Annotated in this window: 7 protein-coding genes and 9 pseudogenes; 8 read left to right on the forward strand and 8 right to left on the reverse strand. The window is 72.6% G+C overall.

What is annotated here, in order from left to right:
* Positions 1-135: 135 nt before the first annotated feature.
* Positions 136-811, reverse strand: a pseudogene (locus ABD794_RS15120) (Crp/Fnr family transcriptional regulator).
* Between the two features lie 226 nt (positions 812-1,037).
* Between ABD794_RS15120 and nth the strand changes: the two are divergent.
* From nth to ABD794_RS15135, 3 genes and pseudogenes are all read left to right on the forward strand, one after another.
* Positions 1,038-1,979, forward strand: coding sequence for an endonuclease III (gene nth / locus ABD794_RS15125; protein ID WP_344963794.1), 942 nt, complete (start codon positions 1,038-1,040; stop codon positions 1,977-1,979).
* 100 nt (positions 1,980-2,079) lie between these two features.
* A pseudogene (locus tag ABD794_RS15130) lies at positions 2,080-2,773 on the forward strand (NUDIX hydrolase).
* Between the two features lie 67 nt (positions 2,774-2,840).
* Positions 2,841-4,041, forward strand: a pseudogene (locus ABD794_RS15135) (MarP family serine protease).
* 427 nt (positions 4,042-4,468) lie between these two features.
* Here the strand turns inward: ABD794_RS15135 and ABD794_RS15140 are convergent.
* The 5 genes and pseudogenes from ABD794_RS15140 to ABD794_RS19020 all read right to left on the reverse strand — a co-directional run bounded on the left by ABD794_RS15140 (position 4,469) and on the right by ABD794_RS19020 (position 11,968).
* Positions 4,469-5,468, reverse strand: a pseudogene (locus ABD794_RS15140) (alpha/beta fold hydrolase).
* Positions 5,465-5,926: pseudogene (locus tag ABD794_RS15150) on the reverse strand (phage holin family protein). The pseudogenes ABD794_RS15140 and ABD794_RS15150 overlap by 4 nt, the downstream one beginning before the upstream one ends.
* 108 nt (positions 5,927-6,034) lie before the next feature.
* A complete protein-coding gene (locus ABD794_RS15155; RefSeq protein WP_344963796.1) occupies positions 6,035-7,435 on the reverse strand; it encodes a Na+/H+ antiporter NhaA in 1,401 nt (466 codons plus the stop codon).
* 186 nt (positions 7,436-7,621) lie between these two features.
* Positions 7,622-9,598, reverse strand: a pseudogene (acs, locus tag ABD794_RS15160) (acetate--CoA ligase).
* Positions 9,599-9,720: 122 nt separating this feature from the next.
* Positions 9,721-11,968: pseudogene (locus tag ABD794_RS19020) on the reverse strand (carbonic anhydrase).
* 328 nt (positions 11,969-12,296) lie between these two features.
* On the opposite strand from ABD794_RS19020, the gene ABD794_RS15175 reads away from it, so the two are divergent.
* Positions 12,297-13,703 carry a polysaccharide deacetylase family protein gene (locus tag ABD794_RS15175; protein ID WP_344963801.1) on the forward strand — a complete coding sequence of 469 codons (1,407 nt, stop codon included), beginning with the start codon at positions 12,297-12,299 and terminating at the stop codon, positions 13,701-13,703.
* Here the strand turns inward: ABD794_RS15175 and ABD794_RS15180 are convergent.
* A complete protein-coding gene (locus ABD794_RS15180) occupies positions 13,684-14,676 on the reverse strand; it encodes an ATP-binding protein (RefSeq protein WP_344963803.1) in 993 nt (330 codons plus the stop codon). The genes ABD794_RS15175 and ABD794_RS15180 overlap by 20 nt on opposite strands.
* Positions 14,677-14,777: 101 nt before the next feature.
* Here ABD794_RS15180 and ABD794_RS15185 point away from each other — a divergent pair.
* Positions 14,778-15,598, forward strand: a pseudogene (locus tag ABD794_RS15185) (Fic family protein).
* A gap of 423 nt (positions 15,599-16,021) precedes the next feature.
* Here the strand turns inward: ABD794_RS15185 and ABD794_RS15190 are convergent.
* Positions 16,022-16,810, reverse strand: a complete 789-nt coding sequence (locus ABD794_RS15190) for an HAD family hydrolase (protein ID WP_344963805.1) — start codon at positions 16,808-16,810, stop codon at positions 16,022-16,024.
* A 513-nt stretch (positions 16,811-17,323) separates the two neighbouring features.
* Between ABD794_RS15190 and ssd the strand changes: the two genes are divergently transcribed.
* The 3 genes and pseudogenes from ssd to ABD794_RS15205 form a co-directional block, all read left to right on the forward strand.
* Positions 17,324-18,427 (forward strand): septum site-determining protein Ssd, encoded by a 1,104-nt coding sequence (ssd, locus tag ABD794_RS15195; RefSeq protein WP_344963807.1) that lies wholly within the window; start codon positions 17,324-17,326, stop codon positions 18,425-18,427.
* Positions 18,424-19,582: pseudogene (locus tag ABD794_RS15200) on the forward strand (TadA family conjugal transfer-associated ATPase). The gene ssd and the pseudogene ABD794_RS15200 overlap by 4 nt, the downstream one beginning before the upstream one ends.
* Positions 19,583-19,863: 281 nt before the next feature.
* A partial coding sequence (locus ABD794_RS15205; RefSeq protein ID WP_344963814.1) for a type II secretion system F family protein occupies positions 19,864-20,389 on the forward strand: 526 nt, incomplete at its 3' end.

The following is a 20,389-nucleotide window of genomic DNA, read 5'->3' on the forward strand; positions in this document are numbered from 1 at the left end:
TGTCAGGTCCGGGCGGCTTCGCGCCTCGTCAACCTCCGCGCCCGCCGGGCTCCTTCGGCTCGCGGCCGCCGGAGGGAGGACGTACGAGAGCCCCGCTCCGTGAGGGAAGCGGGGCTCCGGTGCGTACGGCCCGCGTCAGCGGGAGCGCTTCGCCAGGCGCTCCACGTCCAGCAGGATCACGGCGCGCGCCTCCAGGCGCAGCCAGCCGCGGCCGGCGAAGTCGGCGAGGGCCTTGTTGACCGTCTCGCGGGACGCGCCGACAAGCTGGGCGAGCTCCTCCTGGGTGAGGTCGTGCACCACGTGGATGCCCTCCTCGGACTGCACGCCGAAGCGGCGCGACAGGTCCAGCAGCGCCTTGGCGACACGGCCGGGGACGTCCGAGAAGACGAGGTCCGACATGGAGTCGTTGGTGCGGCGCAGGCGGCGGGCGACGGCGCGCAGCAGGGCCGTGGCCACCTCCGGGCGGGCGTTGAGCCACGGCTGGAGGTCGCCGTGGCCGAGGCCGAGGAGCTTGACCTCGGTCAGCGCGGTGGCTGGTGGCGGTGCGCGGTCCGGGGTCGAAGAGGGACAGCTCACCGATGAGCTCGCCCGGGCCCAGCACGGCCAGCATGTTCTCGCGGCCGTCGGGGGAGGTGCGGTGGAGCTTCACCTTGCCCTCGGTCACCACGTAGAGGCGGTCGCCCGGGTCGCCTTCGTGGAACAGGGCGTCGCCCCTCGCGAGAGTGACCTCGCCCATGGAGGCGCGCAGCTCAGCGGCCTGCTCGTCATCGAGCGCCGCGAAGAGCGGGGCGCGCCGCAGAACGTCGTCCACGAGTTCTCTCCTTGTCGACATGCACAGAGGACCGTGGTCCCCATGATGCCCGTCGGTAAAACTGTGTGATCAAACACAAGTGTGGCGCATCGTCGGCGGAAGCCCTACGGCAGGGGTCCGATTGGGCTGTGCTTTTCCCGCGGCCGGGGCGGATGTCACTGCTGGGCTTTAGTCTGGCCGGGTGTCCAATACGCCGGTGAGAGCACAGGGCAAGGGGGCCGGGAGGGTGACCTCGGCCCGTGATTCCGCTGTGGGCGAACGCCCCGCCGCGAAATCGTCAAACGACGCAAAAGAGACGAAACCGAGAGTCCGTCGGGCCGCGGGGACGGCGTCGGAGAAGCAGCCGGCCGCGAAGCCGTCGAAGTCCTCGGAGTCGTCGAAGAAGTCCTCGAAGCCGTCGAAGCCGGAGTCGCGGACCGCGCTCGTCCGGCGGGCCCGGCGGATCAACCGCGAGCTCGCGGAGGTCTACCCCTACGCCCACCCGGAGCTGGACTTCGAGAACCCCTTCCAGCTCCTCGTCGCGACGGTCCTCTCCGCCCAGACCACCGATCTGAGGGTCAACCAGACCACCCCGGCCCTCTTCGCCGCCTACCCGACGCCGGAGGACATGGCGGCCGCCGACCCCGAGGCACTGGAGCAGCTGATCCGGCCGACGGGCTTCTTCCGGGCCAAGGCCAGATCCCTGATGGGCCTGTCCGCCGCCCTGCGGGACCGCTTCGACGGCGAGGTGCCCGGCCGGCTGGAGGACCTCGTCTCGCTCCCCGGCGTCGGCCGCAAGACGGCCAACGTCGTCCTGGGCAACGCCTTCGGCGTCCCGGGCATAACCGTCGACACGCACTTCCAGCGCCTCGTGCGCCGCTGGAGGTGGACCGCCGAGACGGACCCGGAGAAGATCGAGGCCGAGGTCTGCTCGCTCTTCCCGAAGAGCGACTGGACGATGCTCTCGCACCGCGTCATCTTCCACGGCCGCCGCATCTGCCACTCCCGCAAGCCCGCCTGCGGGGCCTGCCCGATCGCCCCGCTGTGCCCCTCGTACGGCGAGGGCGAGACGGACCCGGAGAAGGCGAAGAAGCTCCTCAAGTACGAGAAGGGCGGCATGCCGGGCCAGCGGCTCAAGCCGCCGCCGGACTTCCCTGGGCCGCCCGCGCCCCCGCTGGGAGCCGGCTGACGGGCACGGCGCGCGGGAACGCCGCGCGGCCGACGGGCACGGACCAGGGACGACCGGGACACCAGGCACGACCGGGACAAACGGGGACATGGGGAAGCGCATGAGGAGCACGTACGGCCGGGACAGCCGGGAGATCACCGTCACCGCCGAGGGCCTGCCCGCCTGGCTGGAACCGGTCGCGCGGGCCCTCCGGGACGTCGAGCCGCAGCAGTTGAGCCGTTATCTGCCGCCCGAGACGGGCGGGCGGCGCTCGGCCGTCCTGGTGCTCTTCGGCGAGGGTCCCGAGGGTCCGGAGCTGCTGCTCCTGGAGCGTGCCGGCACGCTGCGCTCGCACGCGGGGCAGTCCTCCTTCCCCGGCGGCGCCCTCGACCCGGAGGACGGCGACCCCGCCGACGGCGGGCTCGTGCGCGCCGCGTTGCGCGAGGCCGAGGAGGAGACGGGGCTCGACCCGTCCGGCGTCCAGGTCTTCGGCGTGCTGCCGGATCTGTACATCCCGGTCAGCGGGTTCGTCGTGACCCCCGTGCTCGGCTGGTGGCGCGAGCCCAGCCCGGTCGGGCCGGTCGACCCCGCGGAGACGGCCCGGGTCTTCGCCGTCCCGGTCACCGAGCTCACGGACCCGGCGAAGCGCGCGACCGCCGTCCACCCGAGTGGCCACCGCGGCCCGGTGTTCCACCTGGACGAGGCGCTGGTCTGGGGTTTCACGGCGGGGGGTGATCGACCGCATCCTGCACTACGCGGGCTGGGAGCGGCCCTGGGACGCCGGCCGGGAGGTCCCGCTCGACTGGAGCTCCTGACCGCCGTGCCCCGGCCCCGCAGACCCGCCGCCGTCCCGCCGACAACCGCAATGCGAGGCACCCTTCGGTGAACGTACTGGACATCGTGCTGCTGCTGGCCGCCGCCTGGTTCGCGGTCATCGGCTACCGCCAGGGGTTCGTGGTCGGCGTGCTCTCGGTGGTCGGGTTCCTCGGCGGCGGTCTGGCCGCCCTCTACGCGCTGCCGGTGGTCTGGGACAGCGCCGCGGGCGACCGGTCGCCGGGCACCCTGGCCGCCGTGGCGGCGGTCGTCATCGTGATCGTCTGCGCCTCCGTGGGCCAGGCGGCGACCACACACCTGGGCAACCGGCTGCGCGGCCACATCACCTGGTCCCCGGCCCGCGCGCTGGACGCGACGGGCGGGGCGCTGGTCAACGTCGTCGCCATGCTGCTCGTCGCCTGGCTGATCGGCTCCGCCCTCGCCGGCACCTCCCTGCCGACGCTCGGCAAGCAGGGTGCGCGGCTCCAAGGTGCTGCTCGGCGTCGCCCGGGTCGTGCCCGGGGAGGCCAACACCTGGTTCGCCGACTTCAGCACGGCCCTCGCCCAGAACGGCTTTCCCCAGGTCTTCGCCCCCTTCTCGGCCGAGACCATCACCTCGGTGCCGCCGCCGGACCCGGAGCTGTCGGGCAGCGCCGTCGCCGCCGAGGCGCAGCGCAGCATCGTCAAGGTCGTCGGCAACGCGCCGGGCTGCGGCAAGGTGCTGGAGGGCAGCGGATTCGTCTTCGCGCCGCACCGCGTGATGACCAACGCCCATGTGGTGGGCGGGGTGACCGAGCCGACGGTGCAGATCGGGGGCAGGGGTCGGCTGCTGGACGCCAAGGTCGTCCTCTACGACTGGAAGCGCGACATCGCCGTCCTGAGCGTCCCCGCGCTGGACGCGCCCGCCCTGCGCTTCGCCCCGGTGGACGCCGAGAGCGGCCGGAGCGCCATCGTCGCGGGCTTCCCGGAGAACGGCGCGTACGACGTGCGGTCCGCCCGGGTCCGCAGCCGCGTCGACGCCAACGGCCCGGACATCTACCACCGCGGCTATGTGCGCCGCGACGTCTACTCCCTGTACGCGACCGTGCGGCAGGGCAACTCGGGCGGCCCGCTGCTGACCCCCGACGGGCGGGTCTACGGCGTGGTCTTCGCCAAGTCGCTCGACGACGCGGACACGGGCTACGCCCTCACGGCGGACGAGGTGCACGAGGACGTCGTGGTGGGCCGTACGGCCATGGCACAGGCCGAGACGCAGGGGTGTGCGCTCTGAGCCGGTGACGGGGCCCGTCCGTGTGCGGGGAGGGCGGTCGCGCGCCCGGGTGTCAGCGGCCGCGGGGGTGGCGCAGCCGCGCCGAGACCCACGCGCGCGCGGCGCCGGATGATGCGCGGGATGCCGATCCTGGGGTCCGTGCCGTCCCCCGGCGGGCAGGCGTCGCGACGCCCCTCCGCCCGCTCGGGCACTTCGGTGGCCACAGTCAGCGCGGCATCGTCGTCGGCGCCGCGCTGCTGAGTCAGGTCGCGATGGTCGTGCGTCCAGCCCATACCCCGGTCTGTGCCCGGGGCGGAAGGTCGGTAATCGCCTCGGGGTCCGGCAATTGGCCTATGCATGGGGCAAGTGGCCATTCGTCGGTCAAATGTTCGAGATTGTCTGTCGGGCGTCGGACCTGCGGGGGCGCGACACCGGAGGCTCCGGGCGCCTACCGGTCCGGCTCCGGGTCCTTCAGCCAGCCGATCAGCTCCGTCGAGAAGGCCGCCGGGTCCTCCTCGTGCGGGAAGTGCCCCAGCCCGTCGAAGAGCCGCCAGCGGTACGGCGCTTCCACGAACTCGCCCGATCCGGCGGCGCTGCGCGTGCGCATCACCGGATCGAGTGATCCGTGGACATGCAGCGTGGGCACGCGCACCGGCCGCTTCATCCGGCGGTTGAACTGGATGCCGTCCGGCCGTGCCATCGACCGCACCATCCACCGGTACGGCTCGATGGAACAGTGCGCCGTCGACGGGATCGTCATCGCCCGCCGGTAGACCGCCACCGCCTCGTCGTCCGGCAGCCGGGGGCCCGACCAGTCGCGCATCAGCCGTCCCACCAGCGCCGCGTCGTCCGCGACGAGCCTGCGCTCCGGCAGCCACGGCCGCTGGAAGCCCCAGACCGCGGAGCCCGCGGCCGTCTGCTGCGCGTCGGTGAGCATGGCCGAGCGCCACCGCCGCGGGTGCGGCATCGAGGACACCACCAGCCGGCGGACCAGCTTGGGCCGCATCACCGCGGCCGTCCAGGCCAGGTAGCCGCCCAGGGCGTGCCCGACCAGCGCCGCGTCCGGCTCGCCCAGCGAGCGGATCACCCCGGTGATGTCCAGGGCCAGGTTCGCGGGGTCGTAAACCCGGGGGGTGCGGTCCGCTGCCGCCCACTCCGCGCAGGTCCATCGCGACCGCCCGGAATCCGGCCTCCGCCAGGGCCGGCATCTGGTGCCGCCACGTCCACCAGAACTGCGGAAAGCCGTGCAGCAACAGCACCAGCGGTCCCTCGCCCATCTCGGCGATGTGGAACCGCGCCCCGTTCGCCGCGACGTCCCGGTGCGTCCACGGCCCGTCGGGGCGGACGACCTCCGTGGGAGACGCGGCGACGGCCGCCGGAACAGCGGGGTCCGGAGCCCCTTCGGGGCCGGGGGACGCGGGCGCTGCGGAGGTATCGGGCACCGTCATACGGACGAGCGTGTCACAGATGCGCCCGCCTGGCCCGCGTCCTTCAGAGGACGGGGGTGAGGTTTGACCGTACCCAGGACCGCCGCCGTCTCCTTGGCCGAGGGCCAGGCTCCTCTCCGGCTTGCTGATCTTCTTGAACTTCCGCACGGCCAGCAGTCCCAGCAGCGCCGCCAGCACCAGGAAGGCGCCGCCGGTGATCAGGAACGACCAGGCGAGGCCCAGCCCCGTGCTGTGGATCCCGTACGGCCGCCGCGAAGCTCAGCACCGGCAGCGAGAAGAGCGCCAGGACGCCCGCCGCGGCGATCGCGCCGCCGCCGATGCCGACCCGCTTGGCGTCCTCGCGCAGCTCGGCCCTTGGCCAGCGCGATCTCGTCGTGCACCAGCGCGGACAGCTCCGTGGTGGCCGTGGCCACCAGCTGGCCGAGGCTGCGGTCGGCACCGTCGTCGGCTGCGCTCATCGCTGCTCCCTCATCGTCGTCGCTCCGTCGTCTGCGGGTCTTCCGCGGTCCCCCACGGGTCTTCCGTGGGTGTTCCGCCCGTCTTCAGCGGATGTGAAGACACTCAGATCATGCCGGACCATCGTCGTCGGTGGTGCGCCCGGAGGTGACTTCCGCCAGGCGGCGGTGCTCGGCGGCCTTCGCCTCGAGGAGCGCGGCCATGCGCAGGTGGTAGTCGGGGTTGCCCTGCTCGTAGATGTCGGGGATGCCGTCCTGGTCCTCGTCCCGGTCCTCGTCGGCGCAGAGCTTCTTGTACTTGTTGTCGCGCAGCTTGAGCAGGATGCTCGCGAGGACGGCCGCGATCAGCGAACCGACCAGGACCGCCGCCTTGACCTCGCCCATCAGCACCGGGTCGCCGCCGAAGGCCAGCTCGCCGATGAGCAGCGAGACGGTGAAGCCGATGCCGGCCAGTGACGCGACCGCAAGCACGTCGGGCCACTTGAGGTCGGGGTTGAGCTCGGCGCGGGTGAACCGGGGCGGCCAGCCAGGTGCCGCCCGAAGACGCCGATCGCCTTGCCGACGATGAGGCCGAGGACGACGCCGAGCGTCTCCGGCCTCGCGGAAGACGTCCGACAGCGCTCCGCCGGAGATCGCCACCCCGGCGGAGAAGAGCGCGAACATCGGCACGGCCAGGCCGGCCGAGAGCGGGCGCACCAGGTGCTCGATGTGCTCGCCGGGGGACTCCTGCTCGTCGTCGTGCCGGTGGCAGCGCAGCATCAGGCCCATGGCGACGCCGGCGATGGTGGCGTGGACGCCGCTGTTGTACATCAGCGCCCAGTTGACGACGGCCAGCGGGACGTAGATGTACCAGCCCCGGACGCCCTTGCGCAGCAGCAGCCAGAAGACGAAGAGGCCCAGGACGGCGAAGCCCAGAGCGGCGAAGTTCAGCGTCGAGGTGAAGAAGATCGCGATGATGAGGATCGCGAAGAGGTCGTCGACGACGGCCAGTGTCAGCAGGAACGCCCGCAGCGCCGACGGCAGTGCCGTGCCGATGACCGCGAGGACGGCGAGCGCGAAGGCGATGTCGGTGGCGGTCGGGACGGCCCAGCCCTTCAGGGAGCCGCCGCCGGTGGTGGCCACCGTGGCGTAGACGAGGGCGGGGGCGGCCATGCCGCAGAGTGCGGCGACCACGGGGAGGGCGGCGGCCTTGGGGTTGCGCAGCTCGCCGGCGACCAGTTCCCGTTTGAGCTCGATGCCGGCGACGAAGAAGAAGACCGCCAGCAGTCCGTCGGCGGCCCAGTGCTGGACCGAGAGGTTCAGGCCGAGCGATCCGGGGCCCAGATGGAAGTCACGTATGGACTCGTAGCCGTCCTTGATCGGGGTGTTCGCCCAGATCAGCGCGGCGACGGCCGCGACCAGCAGCAGGACGCCGCCGACGGTCTCGGTACGCAGCGCGTCCGCGAGGAAGTTCCGCTCGGGCAGCGGCAGCCGGCCGAGGAAGACGGAACGGTTGTTCTTGGGCGCGGCCACGGTGGGGACCTCCTGGGATCGACCGACTGACACACGTGGGGCCACGTGTGCTGAGTGCCGACCAGACTTCCGGCGCGCCTGTGATTCTTGTCGAGATTTATACGCGTTGCCTCTGTACTTTAGCCCGAACGGTTGAAGGGCGCCCGGCGGAAGCCGGACGCCCTTTGACGGGTGCGGGATTTCGGGTCAGTCCTCGGCGGGAGCCGCCGGGAGCTTGGCCTGGATGAGGTCCATGACCGAGGAGTCGGTCAGGGTGGTCACGTCGCCGAGCGTGCGGTGCTCGGCGACGTCGCGCAGCAGCCGGCGCATGATCTTGCCGGAGCGGGTCTTGGGCAACTCGGCCACCGGCAGGACGCGCTTGGGCTTGGCGATCGGCCCCAGCTGTTTGCCGACGTGCGCCCGCAACTCCTCGACCAGGGCGGCCTCGTCCGCGTTCTCCCCTTCGCCGCGCAGGATGACGAAGGCGCAGATGGCCTGGGTGGTCTGGGGGTCGGTCGCGCCGACGACCCGCGGCCTCGGCGACCCTCGGGTGCGAGACGAGGGCCGACTCGACCTCGGTCGGTGGAGATGTTGTGGCCCGAGACGAGCCATGACGTCGTCGACCCGGCCGAGCAGCCAGATGTCGCCGTCGTCGTCCTTCTTGGCGCCGTCGCCGGCGAAGTAGCGCCCTTCGAAGCGGGACCAGTAGGTGTCGAGGAAGCGCTGGTCGTCGCCCCAGATGGTGCGGAGCATCGAGGGCCAGGGCTCGGTGAGGACGAGGTAGCCGCCGGCGCCGTGTCGGGCACCTCGCGCGCCTCGTCGTCCACCACGGTCCGCGGCGATGCCGGGGACCGGCACCTGCGCGGATCCGGGCTTGGGTCTCGGTGACCCCGGGCAGCGGGCTGATCATGATGCCGCCCGTCTCGGTCTGCCACCAGGTGTCCACCACGGGCGTGCGGTTTCGCGCCGATGTGCTCGCGGTACCAGACCCATGCCTCGGGGTTGATGGGCTCGCCGACGGAGCCGAGGATGCGCAGGCTGGAGAGGTCGTACCCGGCCGGGATGTCGTCGCCCACTTCATGGCGGCGCGGATCGCGGTGGGCGCGGTGTAGAGGACGGTGACGCCGTACTTCTGGACGACCTCCCACCAGCGGCCCCGTGCGGGGTGTCGGGCGTGCCCTCGTAGAGGACCTCGGTGGCGCCGTTGCTGAGCGGGCCGTAGACGATGTACGAGTGGCCGGTCACCCAGCCGATGTCGGCGGTGCACCAGAAGACGTCGGACTCGGGCTTGAGGTCGAAGACCGCGTGGTGGGTGTAGGAGACCTGGGTGAGGTAGCCGCCGGAGGTGTGCAGGATGCCCTTCGGCTTCCCGGTGGTGCCCGAGGTGTAGAGGATGAACAGCGGGTGCTCGGCGTCGAACGCCTCGGGGGTGTGCCGGTCGGACTGCCGCTCCACCAGGTCGTGCCACCACACGTCGCGGCCCTCGGTCCAGGCGACGTCCTCCTGGCCGGTGCGGCGGACGACGAGGACGCTGCGGACGTTCTCGGTGCCCGGGCGGGTGAGGGCCTCGTCCACGGCGGGCTTGAGCGCGGAGGGCTTGCCGCGCCGGAAGCCTCCGTCGGCGGTGATGACGACGCGGGCGTCGGCGTCGTTGATCCGGGTCGCGAGGGCGTCGGCGGAGAAGCCGCCGAAGACCACCGAGTGCGGGGCCCCGATGCGCGCGCAGGCGAGCATCGACACGACCGCCTCGGGGATCATCGGCAGGTAGATCGCCACCCGGTCGCCGGGGCGGACGCCCAGCTCGAGCAGGGCGTTCGCGGCCCGGGAGACCTCGCTCTGGAGCTCGGCGTAGGTGATCGAGCGGGTGTCGCCCGGCTCGCCCTCGAAGTGAATGGCCACGCGGTCGCCGAGGCCGTTCTCCACGTGGCGGTCCACGCAGTTGTAGGCCACGTTGAGCCTGCCGTCGGCGAACCACTTGGCGAACGGCGGATTCGACCAGTCCAGCGTCTCGGTCGGCTCGGTCTGCCAGCTCAGCCGGCGCGCCTGCTCGGCCCAGAAGCCCAGCCGGTCGGCCCGCGCCCGCTCGTAGACCTCCGCGGTGACGTTGGCCTGCTCGGCCAGAGCGGCAGGCGGTGCGAACCGGCGCTCCTCCTTGAGGAGGTTGGCCAGGCTTTCGTTGCTCACGACATCTCCCTTTCCCAGGGGGTCCGTTGCGTCCCGGGCATAGCTCACCAGGTGGGGGCGGACCCTGACAAGGGGTGACGGAGGAATGGTGGTTTAGACCTATGGGAATGGGTCGGCCGAGGTCAGACGGCATCGAGCACTCCCGGCCGTACGGCGGCGAAGGTGCGCGACCGTCGGTCCAGCACATAGGCCTGGGCCTCGGCCACGTGGAAGTACATGCCCTGGAGGTGGAGCGTCCCCTCCGCGACGCGCCGGGCCACGCAGGAGTGCGCCATCAGGTGATCGAGCTGCTGCATTACGTTGACGAGCGCCAGCCGTTCGATGTCGTCCGCCACGGGCCGCTCGGCCAGGGCCACTTCGCCGCGCCCCAGCCGGCCGATCCGCTGCATGCGCGCCAGGCTCGGCCGGCCGTGCCGCAGCCAGCGGGCGAGCGGGGTCTGCGGGGCGGCCGCGTCGGCGCCCGGCGCGGCGGTGTCCAGCAAGGCCTGCATCGCTCCGCATCCCGAGTGCCCGCAGACGGTGATGCTGGCGACCTTCAGCACCTCCACGGCGTACTCCACGGCGGCGGCGACGGAGTCGCACACGGCGTCGTTGCCGGGCGGCGGCATCATGTTGCCGACGTTGCGCACGGTGAACAGGTCGCCGGGCCGCTGGAGGTGATCATGCTGGTCACCAGCCGGGAGTCGGCGCAGGTCAGGAAGAGCTGGCCGGCTGCTGGCCCTCGCGGGCCAGCCGCGCCAGCTCCTCACGGACGAGGGGCGCCGTGTCAGCGCTGGAACGCGCTCACTCCGCGATCAGTTGGCGGCCGCCGGGGGAGTCCCCCGCCGCGGCGGGGGCGGACGCAGTGATGGTTGCGCCAGGGGGTCCAGGGCCGGCAGACGTGACCGTCGGAGGGCTCGGTGACGGAATGCCCCGAGCGCCCGTTCACCGTGACCCAACCCCCCTGCGCGCGATGGCCGTTCGACCAGGTGTGCAGGGCGTCGTAGGCGGCATGGTCCATGAAGGATCCGTCCAGCTCCACCACCGCGCCGGCGCCGTGCGGGACGCGGTGGAGGGCGCGGCGCAGCCTCGGTACCGCGAGAACGTCAACTGGCCGTGAATCGCCACCTGATAGGGGCCCTCCTGCGTCGCCGCGACGGTGATCCGGGTGCGTCCGAGTCGGCGCAGGGAGAGCAGGGCGGCCACGGCGATGCCGGTGGCGGTGCCCGGGAGGACGCCGAACAGCGTGACCGCGACGAGGGTGGAGACGTGGAGGATGAGCTCGCGGCGCCCCCGCATCCGCTCCGGGTGCCGGAACCCGGCCATCCGTACGCCGGCCGCGAGGACCAGCGCGGCGAGGGCCGCGACCGGGACCAGCTCCAGCGCCGAGGCGCACAGCGCCGCGCACGGCAGCACCCACATCCCGTACAGGATCACGGACTTGCGGCCGAGGGGTGCTGCCCCGCTGCCGCCGGAAGCCGTTCCTCCGGTGACCGGCAGCCCTCCCAGCAGCCCGGACACGACGGTGGCGGAACCCTGGCCGACCAGCTCGCTGTCCGGCTCCCCGGCTCCCCGGCCGCCCGCCGGGGGCGTCAGCGCTTCCATGCCCGCCACCAGGACCATGGTCAGCACCGCGGCGCAGATCGCGAGGACCGGGCCGTCGGGAAGGGCGGGCAGGGGTGCCACACGCCAGTCAGGGAACGGGAATCGGGGAAGATCCGTACCTGCGGTGACCGCGGTGGCGAGCGCTACGGCCGCGAGCGGGGCGGGCACGGTGCGGGCCGCGCGCCCGGCCCTGCCGGGCAGCCTCGGCCACGCGGCGAGTACGGCGAGGACGCAGGCGCCGGCCAGGATCGCCGGAGCGTGCGGAGGGGGCAACTCCCCGGGAAAGACCCAGGGGTTCCCCGGCTGCTCCGCCGGCCGGCCGTCCAGCAGGACGCGGAGTTGGCCCAGCGCGATGATCACCCCGATGCCGGCCAGCGCGCCGCGCGCGACGACCGGGCCCGTGGCCGGCATCACCCGGGCCACGCGGGCGGCCCCCAGGGCGACTTGCGCCAGCCCGGCCAGCACGGTGATCGCGCAGGTGGCCTGCCAGCCGAAGCGTTGCACCAGCTCGGCCGTCACCGCCACGAGCCCGACGGCCGCTCCTCCGGCCCGCAGCCGCACCCGTCCCAGGCCGCCCGCGACCAGGCCTCCGGCCGCCGCCGCGATCAGCCCGGCCCGCGGGGGCGCGCCGGCGGCGAGTGCGATGCCGAGGGAGAGCGGGACCGCGGTCAGCGCCAGGGTGACCGAGGCGGTCAAGTCGCGCCTCACCGTGGGGTGGTGGGGGCGGTCGAGGAGGTCGGCCGTGGCGCGGTCGGTCGGCGGGGGGTGGGTCGGTCGAGCGTGCATGGTCGGGTCCCGTCTGCGTCGGGCGGCGGCCGGGGCCAGAGGCACGGCCGGGGTCACGGCGGGCAGCGGCCGGAGCGGCTGCGTGGCGGGGCTGTGGCGAGAGTTATCAACTCTCGGTAAACGAATCGTAATGGAGAGTAAAGGTCGGAGGGAAGGGGGGCGATTCCCATCAACCGGGAGCTTCCTCCTATGGAGTGAATATTCATTTTTTTCGGCTTGTCATACTTATCTTTTCTTTTGATCGTGCGAAGTTGGCCGGAATGGCGGCGGATCAGGGCGGCGAGGCCCCCGCCGGACCGGCTGAGCAGGTCGAAGGGTGAGATGCCTGATGGCGGCTGCATGGAGACACACACTGGGCGGCCTCGCCGCGCTGGCGCTGGCGGCCGGGGCCGCGGGCTGTGCGGGGGACGACGGCGCGGACGTTCCGGGGCCACAGGCGGCCGCCGGTCCGAAGGCCGTGGAACGGCCGGTGCGACTGCTCGGCGACGGCTCCACCGCCGACACCGGCCCGCAGCCGCGCCAGCCCAGACCTCGGCGGATGGCGTCCGGCGAGAAGCCGCCGCAGTTCGTGGTGTTCTCCTGGGACGGCGCCGGGGAGGACAGCCAGCGGCTCTTCTCCCGTTTCCGCAGGATCGGCAAGAAGTACCACGCGACGATGACGTACTTCCTCAGCGGCGTCTACATGCTTCCCGAGGGGAAGCGCCACCTCTACGAACCGCCCCAACACGCGCCCGGATCCTCGGACATCGGCTTCAATGACGTCCGCGGCGTACGGGACACCGTGGAGCAGCTGCGCGGCGCCTGGCTGGACGGCAGCGAGATCGGCACCCATTTCAACGGGCACTTCTGCGGCGCGGACCGGGGGGTGGGCACCTGGACGCCGGGGGAGTGGGCGAGCGAGATCCGGCAGGCCAGGTGGATGGTGCGGCACTGGAAGACCAACGCGGGCCTGAAGGAGGAGGCGCCCCTGCCCTTCGACTACGGCAAGGAACTGGTCGGCGGCCGGGCTCCTTGCCTGGAGGGCCAGCACAACCTCGTCCGGGCGGCCAAGAAGCTGGGCTTCCGCTACGACGCCAGCTCGGCGGGCGGCCGACAGGTCTGGCCGTCGAAGATCGGCGGCCTGTGGGACTTCCCGCTCCAGGACGTGCCCGTCCCCGGCCGGGGCTTCGAAACCCTGTCGATGGACTACAACTTCCTTGCCAACCAGTCGGGTACGACCAAGGGCGACCCCTCACGGCGCGCCGCGTGGGGCCGGCAGATGCGCGACGGGCTGCTGGCCGGCTTCGAGCGGGCGTATCACGGCAACCGCGCACCGCTGTTCATCGGTGACCACTTCGAGTCATGGAACGGCGGCATCTACATGCGGGCCGTGGAGAGCGTGATCGCCCGGGTCTGCACCAAGGAGGGCGTGCGCTGCGTCTCCTTCAAGCAGCTCGCCGACTGGCTGGACGCCCAGGACCCCGACGTACTCGCGCGGCTGCGCCGGCTGGAGGTCGGTGAGGCGCCGCGGCGCGGCTGGGCCCACCTGGCCGACACCCCGGCGTCCGAGCCGCACGTGCCCGCGCCGCACGCGCCCTCCTGGCACGCCCCGTCGTCGCAGGAGCCCTCGACGCACGATCCGGACGGCGGCTCCGGCCGGTACGACGAGGATGACGACGACGAGGACGACGACAAGTCGTCGAGGATCAAACCCGTGCGGATCAGGCCCGTACTGGTCAGACCGGCTGCGGGGTAGCCGGCAGGGGCTCGCCGAGCACGAAGGCGGGGTCGACCTGGGCCGCCAGGTCGGCGCCCGTCTTCGCGTTTCCCCAACTCTCCGCGTTCTTCAGGTGGAAGTGCACCATCTGGCGGGTGTAGCGGTGCCAGTCGCGGACCTCGTAGGCCGCGTCGGCGGCCTCGCGGAGCGTGCCCAGCGCCTCGCGGTTGACCCCTTCGAGCAGGTCGAAGAGGGGAGGCCGGCCCTTCTCCATGGCCCGCACCCAGTCGGAGTGGCCGAAGCAGGCGAGCAGGTCGTCGCCGGTCTCGTCCCGCAGGAAGTCGAGGTCGTCCTGGCCCTGCACCTTGTTCCCGACGACCTTCAGACGGACGCCGAAGTCCCGGGCGTACTCCTTGTACTGGCGGTAGACGGACACGCCCTTGCGCGTCGGTTCGGCCACGAGGAAGGTCATGTCGAAGCGCGTGAACATCCCCGAGGCGAAGGAATCGCTGCCCGCCGTCATGTCGACGACCACGTACTCGCCGGGTCCGTCGACGAGGTGGTTGAGGCACAGCTCCACCGCACCGACCTTGGAGTGGTAGCAGGCCACGCCGAGGTCCGAGTCGGTGAACGGGCCGGTGGCCATGAGCTGTACGGACGCCTCGTCGTCGAGGGGGACGGTCCGTGCGCAGGCGTCGTAGACCGGGTTGTCCTCGACGACCCGCAGCAGCCGGGACCCCTGGCCGGGCGGCGTCGTCTTGATCATCGTCTCGGCCGAGAGGATGCGGGGGTTGGAGCCGCGAAGGTAGTCCTTGATGAGCGGAAGGTGCGCGCCCATCGCGGGCAGGGCGGCCGCCTCGGCCTCGTCCAGTCCGAGCGCCGCGCCCAGGTGCTGGTTGATGTCGGCGTCCACGGCGACGACCGGGACGCGGCGGGCGGCGAGGTGACGGATGAAAAGCGAAGACAGCGTGGTCTTCCCGCTGCCGCCCTTCCCTACGAAAGCGATCTTCATGTTCACCAAGCGTAGGTGCGGAGGTGCAGCAAGTGAGGTCGGTGAGTGAAGAAGACCACTCCTTCGAGGGGTGTGAGCGGGAAATGCGTAGGGTCTTACTCATGAGTACGACTGCCGATCCCCTGGCCGCCCTGGGCTCGCTCCCCGGCGTCGCCGATTCCGTGGATTCCGCACGCAGGGGTGTGGACCGGGTGTACGGCCATCGGGTGATGCGCCGCCGCAGCAACGAAGTGACGTCCGAGGCAGCGCTGCGCGCTGCGCGGGGTTCGGCCGCGCTCTCCGGGGCGGACTGGGCCCTCGAAGAGGTGCGCCGCCGTTCCGACTTCGGCGGCGAGGGCGAACCCCGCACCGTGGGGGCGGCGTTGCGGCTGACCGCCGAGGCGGGCCAGCTGCTGAGCGTGTGGCGTCAGTCCCCGATGCGGGTGCTGGCCCGGCTGCATCTGGTGGCCGCGGGGAAGGCCCAGCCGGACGACGCGGTGGGGCGGCCCCGGCTGCGCGGCGAGACCGTCGACGAACCGCTGATCGACCTGCCGCTGCCGGACGCGGAGGAGATGGCGGGACGGCTGGAAGGACTGGCGCAGTTGTTGATCGCGGGCAGCGAGGCCCCCGCGCCGGTGACGGCGGCGGTGGTGCACGGAGAGCTGCTGGCCCTGCGTCCGTTCGGCTCCTGCAACGGGCTGGTGGCCCGGGCGGCCGAGCGGATCGTGCTGGTCGGCAGCGGGCTCGACCCCAAGTCGATCTGCCCGCGGAGGTGGGGCACGCGGAACTCGGGCGGGATGCCTACCTGTCCGCGCTCGGGGCGTACGCCTCCGGGACGCCGGAGGGGGTCGCCACCTGGATCGCGCACTGCGCCCGGGCGGCCGAGCTGGGGGCCCGTGAGTCCACGGCGGTCTGTGAGGCCCTTCAGCGGGGCGCCGCTTGACGTCGCCCGGACCGGCCCGATGTCGCCCCGCACGCGGAAGTCGGTATCGCGCCTGTCCGCGGAGGCCGGGCGCAGCCGTGAGTGGGGGCTCGCAGCGGCAAGTGCGCGGCGTGGGCGCAATGTTGCGGCGGTACCGGTCTTGCTTCCGGTACCGCCACTGGCACGTTCGCCGGGTTACCAGTGCGTGCACGAAAGGTGTCCATCAGGCGGGGGAACTTTGCCTCGCCTGATGCGACTGGCCCGTAATCGACGGGTCGGCGTCGCGTGGGTGCCCGGCATCCGTGCTCGGTCCGTGGGGCCATGTTGCGAAGAGGGCGTCCTCCCGGATGTCCCTGGTCTCGCGGGCCGTTGACTCCTTTCTACTCCCCCGGCCGGGTAAGCGGAAGGCTGAGTCACACTTCTTTACTTTTAGCCGCAAAACGGTCATTCAGAGTGGTTGGCGGGGGAGCGGCGGCTCGCCAGCCAGAACAGCCCCACGGCCGCCGCGACGGCCCCGACCGCGGCCGCGGTCAGCAGTGCCGGCCGGGAGGGCATCGGGAGTGCCGCCACCCGTTGTTTGAGACGCACCGGGCGGTTGAAGGCGAGGACCGGCCAATCGCGGGCGGCGGCTTCGCGGCGCAACGCCCGGTCGGGGTTGACCGCGTGCGGGTGGCCGACCGATTCGAGCATCGGGATGTCGGTGGCCGAGTCGCTGTAGGCGTAGCAGCCGGCCAGGTCGTAGCCCTCGGAGGCGGCGAGCTCGCGGACCGCCTCGGCCTTGGTGGGGCCGTACGCGTAGTACTCCACCTCGCCGGTGAAGACGTCGTCCTTGACGACCATGCGCGTCGCCACGACGCGGTCGGCTCCGAGGAGTCCGCCGATCGGCTCGACGACCTCCGCGCCGGAGGTGCTGACGATGACGACGTCGCGGCCGGCGGCGTGGTGCTCCTCGATGAGCGAGGCGGCCTCGTCGTAGATGATCGGGTCGATGAGTTCGTGGAGGGTCTCCGCGACGATCTCCCGGACCTGGTGCACGTTCCAGCCGCGGCAGAGCTCGGAGAGGTACTTCCGCATCCGCTCCATCTGCTCGTGGTCCGCGCCGCCGAGCAGGAAGACGAACTGCGTGTACGCGGTGCGCAGTGCGGCGCGCCGGTTGATCAAAACCGCCTTGGTAGAAGGACTTGCCGAAGGTGAGCGTGCTCGACTTCGCAATGACCGTCTTGTCCAGATCAAAGAACGCGGCTGTTCGGCGCAAGGAGTGGTTTTCCACGCCGCCGAGCATAGGGGCCCTCCATTCGGCGTAAGCTGAGGCGTGTGGGTTTGCCTGAGAAGGCTCTCGGGTACACCATGGAAGTCACGGATCGTTCGCGACCGTGTCTAACCCGGTCCGACTCCTCCCCCCCCCCGAGTCGGCCGTGGGGACGACCCCCGCTCTCCCCCCCGGCGGGGGTCGTCGCATGTCCGGATGTGTTTTGAGCATCCTCTCGGGCCTCCTTCGACCGTCGGGCGCCTCGCGCGGCGCCGCTCCCGCCTCCTTCATACACGTAACTGTGCGTAATCGCCGCACTGCTCTGTGGAAGTCACCGGTATAGGTGAGCGGGATATTCACAACCGTTGAGTTGTCCACAGTTTTTCACCAAGATCCACACGATTTCCCGGTCGGCTGCACGGTGATTCCCCACGAGTTCCGCGATGTCCGCGGAGGCGAGAGCGCGTCGTGTGGCGCGCAGGAGAGGGGGAGGGGCCGTGAACGGACCCGTCGCAGAAGAGAGGAAGGCCGCCGCCGCGAGGCGGAGCGGTCCATTGATCATCACCGAGGACGAGGGCGTGCTCGACGACCTGCTGCGGCTCTGCGCGGCGGCCGGGGCCCTGCCCGAGGTCGCCCACGGGACGTCCGTCCGGGCCGAGCAGTGGTCCGGCGCCCCGCTGGTCCTGGTCGGCGACGACTGTGCCGACCGCCTGTCCGGTGCCGCGCACCGCGAGGGGGTGGTGCTCGTCGGCCGGGATCCCGACGACCCCGGTGTCTGGCGGCGCGCCCTCGGCGTCGGTGCCCGCAACGTGGCGGTGCTGCCGGACGGCGAGGGCTGGCTGGTCGACCGGATCGCCGACTCGGTGGAGGAGGCGGAGGGGCCCGCCCTCACCGTGGGAGTGATCGGCGGGCGGGGCGGCGCCGGAGCCAGCACCCTGGCCTGCGCCCTCGCGGTGGGGGCGGCCCGGGCCGGGCGGCGCACCATGCTGATCGACGCCGACCCGCTGGGCGGCGGGCTCGACGTCCTGCTCGGGGCCGAGCGCGCCGAGGGGCTGAGGTGGCCAGCCTTCGCCGGCTCCCGGGGGCGGGTGGCCTGCCGCGCGCTGGAGGAGGCGCTGCCCGAGCCGCATGCCTTGCGCCTGCTGAGCTGGGACCGTGGTGATTGCGCCGTGGTCCCGCCGGAGGCCGTGCGCGCGGTGCTGGCCGCGGCGCGCCGGCGGGGCGGGGTGGTGGTCGTCGACCTGCCGCGCGGTGCCGACGGCACGTCCGCCGAGGTGCTCGGGCAGCTGGACCTGGGGTTGCTGGTGGTGCCCTCCGAGCTGAGGGCGGTCGCCGCCGCACACCAAGTCACCCTGTCCGTGGGCATGATGATGGGCGACCTGCGGATGGTGGTCCGCGGGCCGTGCGGACCGGGGCTCGACGGCGAGGAGATCGCCCGCCTTCTCTCCCTCCCTCTCGCCGGGGAAGTGCCGGACGATCCCGGCCTGTCCCAGGCACTGGCCGCGGGGCGGCCTCCGGGTGCGGACAGGGGGCCGCTGGCCGCCTTCTGCGCGGAGTTCTGGGCGCGGGCGCTGCCCGACGGCGAGGGCGTGACGGCATGAGCGCCGCGCTGCTGGACGCCGTGCGCCTGCGGCTGGCGGTGACGGGAGCCGAGCCGACTCCGGCGCGGGTGGCCGAGGCCCTGCGTCAGGAGGGCCGGCTCCTCGGCGACGCGGAGGTGCTGGGCATCGTCTCCCTGCTGCGCTCCGAGCTGGTCGGCAGCGGGCCTCTGGAGCCGCTGCTGGCCGAACCGGAGGTCACCGACGTCCTCGTCACAGCCCCCGACCAGGTGTGGGTGGACCGTGGAGCGGGCCTCCAGCGCGCGGACGTGTCCTTCCCCGACGCCGCGGCGGTGCGCCGGCTCGCCCAACGGCTGGCCGCGGTCGCCGGTCGGCGGCTGGACGACGCCCGCCCCTGGGTGGACGCGCGCCTCCCCGACGGCACCCGGCTGCATGCCGTGCTGCCCCCGGTGGCCGTCGGGTCGGCCTGCCTCTCGCTGCGCGTGGTGCGGCCGAGGGCCTTCACCCTGGACGAGCTGGCCGCGGCCGGGACGGTGCCGCCCGGCGGACAGGAGTTGCTCCGCTCCGTGCTGGACGCCCGGCTCTCCTTCGTGATCAGCGGCGGGACGGGGTCGGGGAAGACCACCCTCCTGTCGAGCCTGCTGGGCCTGGTGGCGCCGGACGAACGGATCGTCCTCGCCGAGGATTCGGCCGAGCTGCGCCCGGACCACCCGCACGTGGTGCGGCTGGAGACCCGCCCTGCCAACCAGGAGGGCACCGGCCTGGTCACTCTGCGGGACCTGGTGCGGCAGGCCCTGCGCATGCGGCCCGACCGGCTGGTGGTCGGGGGAGGTGCGCGGGCCCGAAGTGACCGATCTGCTGGCCGCGTTGAACACGGGGCACGAGGGGGGCTGCGGCACTGTCCATGCCAATGCCGCGGCCGACGTGCCTGCCCGGTTGGAGGCCCTGGGCTCCACGGCAGGGCTCGATCGGGCCGCGCTGCACAGCCAGTTGGCGGCGGCCCTGTCGGTGGTCATCCACCTCGTGCGGGACCGCGGCGGCCGTCGGCGCGTGGCCGAGGTGCACGTACTGGACCGCGACCGCGCCGGGTTCGTGACCACCGTGCCGGCCGCGGTCTGGGGCCCGGAGGGCTTCGTGCGGGCGCCCGGCTGGGACCGGCTCGCGGCGCTGTGCGGACGGAGCGGGGGCGTGCCATGACGGTTCCGGTGGCGGCACCGCAGGCACTGCTGACGGCCACAGCACTGCTCGGGACCGCGTTCGCCGTGCGGCCGTCGGTGCGGCGGGGGCGGGAACTGCGCCGGGCGAGACTGCTGTTCGCGGGTGGGAATGCGGTCGGTGCCCGTTTGCCGCTCCTTCCGGCACGGCTCCGGGAGGCCGCGGGGCGGCTGCTCGCCGCAGTGCGGGGCCGGCGCGAACTGTGGTGTCTTCCGGCCGGGTGTGCCGTCGGTCTGCTCGGCGGGTCGATCCTGCCCCTGCTCATGGCGGGGGCGGCTGTTCCGCTGGTGAGACGCCGGCTGGCAGCCCGGCGGCGGCAGCGGGAGCGTGCGCAACGCGAGGATGCCGTCATCGAGTTGTGCGGAACCGTCGCGGGTGATCTGCGGGCGGGGCGGCAGCCCGGCGAGGCGGTGGCGGCGGTGTCGGGGGATGGCCTGGGGCCGTCATGGCCGGCCGTCGCGGCGGCCGCGAGGTTCGGCGGTGACGTACCGACGGCCCTGCGGGAGGCCGGTCGGCAGCCGGGGGCCGAGGGGCTGACCGGAGTGGCCGCTTGCTGGCAGGTCGCCGTCGACGGCGGGGCCGGGCTGGCCGCCGGGCTCGAACGGGTCGGGGCCGCGCTCGCCGCGGAGCGTGATCAACGCGAGGATCTGCGCGCCCAGTTGGCCGGCACGAGGTCCACCGCCGTGATGCTCGCCCTGTTGCCGGTCCTCGCTCTTCTGATGGGCGGTGCCCTCGGCGCCGATCCGCTGCACGTGCTGTTCCACACCCCGGCCGGCCTCGGCTGTCTCG

This window comes from Streptomyces thioluteus (genome assembly GCF_039535865.1).

Bases quoted from the DNA above. Each gene is read 5' to 3' on its own strand.
- ABD794_RS15175 (WP_344963801.1), top strand. From the start codon at position 12,297: ATGGCGGCTGCATGGAGACACACACTGGGCGGCCTCGCCGCGCTGGCG.
- ABD794_RS15180 (WP_344963803.1), bottom strand. From the start codon at position 14,676: ATGAAGATCGCTTTCGTAGGGAAGGGCGGCAGCGGGAAGACCACGCTG.